The sequence below is a fragment of the Nocardia sp. NPDC005746 genome (assembly GCF_040630785.1).
Classification (GTDB): Bacteria; Actinomycetota; Actinomycetes; order Mycobacteriales; family Mycobacteriaceae; genus Nocardia.
Genome location: NZ_JBEXYE010000044.1, coordinates 1 through 3,199 on the forward strand (window position 1 = coordinate 1; position 3,199 = coordinate 3,199).

Below are 3,199 nucleotides of genomic sequence, written 5' to 3' on the forward strand. Positions count from 1 at the left end.
ATCTGTGTGTTGTTTCAGATACTGCACAGTGGACGCGTAGCTTCTTTGTTGGTAAGTCCTCGGCCTATTAGTACCAGTCACCTACACCTGTTACCAGGCTTCCAGTTCTGGCCTATCAACCCAATGGTCTGTTGGGGGCCTTACCCCCTCGAGGGGGTGAGAAACCTCATCTTGGAACAGGCTTCCCGCTTAGATGCTTTCAGCGGTTATCCCTTCCGAACGTGGCCAACCAGCCGTGCTCCTGGCGGAACAACTGGCACACCAGAGGTTCGTCCGTCCCGGTCCTCTCGTACTAGGGACAGCCTTCCTCAAGTTTCTAACGCGCGCGGCGGATAGAGACCGAACTGTCTCACGACGTTCTAAACCCAGCTCGCGTGCCGCTTTAATGGGCGAACAGCCCAACCCTTGGGACCTACTCCAGCCCCAGGATGCGACGAGCCGACATCGAGGTGCCAAACCATCCCGTCGATATGGACTCTTGGGGAAGATCAGCCTGTTATCCCCGGGGTACCTTTTATCCGTTGAGCGACACCGCTTCCACTTGCCGGTGCCGGATCACTAGTCCCGACTTTCGTCCCTGCTCGACCTGTCGGTCTCACAGTCAAGCTCCCTTGTGCACTTGCACTCAACACCTGATTGCCAACCAGGCTGAGGGAACCTTTGGGCGCCTCCGTTACATTTTGGGAGGCAACCGCCCCAGTTAAACTACCCACCAGGCACTGTCCCTGAACCCGATCAGGGTCCGAGGTTAGAGGTCCAATACGATCAGAGTGGTATTTCAACGATGACTCCACGAACACTGGCGTGCCCGCTTCACAGTCTCCCACCTATCCTACACAAACCGTACCGAACACCAATACCAAGCTATAGTGAAGGTCCCGGGGTCTTTTCGTCCTGCCGCGCGTAACGAGCATCTTTACTCGTACTGCAATTTCGCCGAGTCTGTGGTTGAGACAGCTGAGAAGTCGTTACGCCATTCGTGCAGGTCGGAACTTACCCGACAAGGAATTTCGCTACCTTAGGATGGTTATAGTTACCACCGCCGTTTACCGGGGCTTAAATTCTCAGCTTCGCTCCGAAGAGCTAACCGGTCCTCTTAACCTTCCGGCACCGGGCAGGCGTCAGTCCGTATACATCGTCTTACGACTTCGCACGGACCTGTGTTTTTAGTAAACAGTCGCTTCTCACTGGTCTCTGCGACCCAACCCAGCTCCCACCGCAAGGGTGTTCACCAGACCGGGCCCTCCTTCTCCCGAAGTTACGGAGGTATTTTGCCGAGTTCCTTAACCACAGTTATCTCGATCGCCTTAGTATTCTCTACCTGACCACCTGTGTCGGTTTGGGGTACGGGCCGTGTACCAACTCACTAGAGGCTTTTCTCGGCAGCATAGGATCACTGAATTCGCCTCAATCGGCTACGCATCACGTCTCAGCCTATATGCGGTGCGGATTTGCCTACACCACGGCCTACACGCTTACACCAGGTATTCCATCACCTGGCCCAGCTACCTTCCTGCGTCACCCCATCGCTTGACTACTACACCCAGGGTCCCGTGCAGCAATTCTCCCTCTCGCCCGAAGGCTCGATAAGAGAACATTTGGACGGTTAGCACAGATGATTCGCCATTGGGCGCGGATACACGGGTACGGGAATATCAACCCGTTGTCCATCGACTACGCCTGTCGGCCTCGCCTTAGGTCCCGACTCACCCTGGGCGGATTAACCTGGCCCAGGAACCCTTGGTCATTCGGCGGACGAGTTTCTCACTCGTCTTTCGCTACTCATGCCTGCATTCTCACTCGCATAGCCTCCACGGCTGGATCACTCCGCCGCTTCCCTGGCTACACGACGCTCCCCTACCCATCCAGACTCCTGGCTCGAAAGCGGGATAATGTCTGAATGCCGCGGCTTCGGCGGTGTACTTGAGCCCCGCTACATTGTCGGCGCAGAATCACTTGACCAGTGAGCTATTACGCACTCTTTCAAGGGTGGCTGCTTCTAAGCCAACCTCCTGGTTGTCTTCGCGACTCCACATCCTTTTCCACTTAGTACACGCTTAGGGGCCTTAGCCGGCGATCTGGGCTGTTTCCCTCTCGACTATGAAGCTTATCCCCCACAGTCTCACTGCCGCGCTCTCACTCACCGGCATTCGGAGTTTGGCTGACTTCGGTAAGCTTGTGGGCCCCCTAGGCCATCCAGTAGCTCTACCTCCGGTGAGAAACACGCGACGCTGCACCTAAATGCATTTCGGGGAGAACCAGCTATCACGGAGTTTGATTGGCCTTTCACCCCTACCCACAGCTCATCCCCTCAGTTTTCAACCTAAGTGGGTTCGGGCCTCCACGACGTCTTACCGTCGCTTCACCCTGGCCATGGGTAGATCACTCCGCTTCGGGTCCATAGTGTGCGACTCAGGGCGCCCTATTCGGACTCGCTTTCGCTACGGCTCCCCCACACGGGTTAACCTTGCCACACACCGATGACTCGCAGGCTCATTCTTCAAAAGGCACGCCATCACCTATAACGGCTCTGACGGATTGTAAGCGCACGGTTTCAGGTACTATTTCACTCCCCTCCCGGGGTACTTTTCACCTTTCCCTCACGGTACTAGTCCGCTATCGGTCACCAGGTAGTATTCAGGCTTATCGGGTGGTCCCGACAGATTCACAGCAGATTTCACGGGCCCGCTGCTACTCGGGTGCCCACCACATGAGCCAAGATGTTTTCGTCTACCGGACTCTCACCGTCTACGGTTGGCCATCCCAGACCAATTCGACTAACAACTTGGTTTCTTACTCATGCCCAATTCGGCAGAATTGGGAAGATGGGTCCCACAACCCCGGCTATGCAACGACTGCCGTCTATCACACACAACCGGTTTAGCCTCTTCCGCTTTCGCTCGCCACTACTCACGGAATCACTATTGTTTTCTCTTCCTGTGGGTACTGAGATGTTTCACTTCCCCACGTTCCCTCCACACGCCCTATATATTCAGGCGCGGGTAACACGACATCACTCGTGCTGGGTTTCCCCATTCGGAAATCCTCGGATCTCAGCTCGTTTGACAGCTCCCCGAGGCTTATCGCAGCCTACTACGTCCTTCATCGGCTCCTGGTGCCAAGGCATCCACCGTACGCTCTTACACACTTACTAACAAAGATGCTCGCGTCCACTGTGCAGTTCTCAAACAACACACCC

At 55.6% G+C, this 3,199-nt stretch carries 1 rRNA gene; it reads right to left on the bottom strand.

Annotated features, from left to right (window positions below):
* Positions 1-47: 47 nt before the first annotated feature.
* Positions 48-3,154, bottom strand: a 23S ribosomal RNA gene (locus ABZ412_RS35775).
* Between the last annotated feature and the right edge of the window lie 45 nt (positions 3,155-3,199).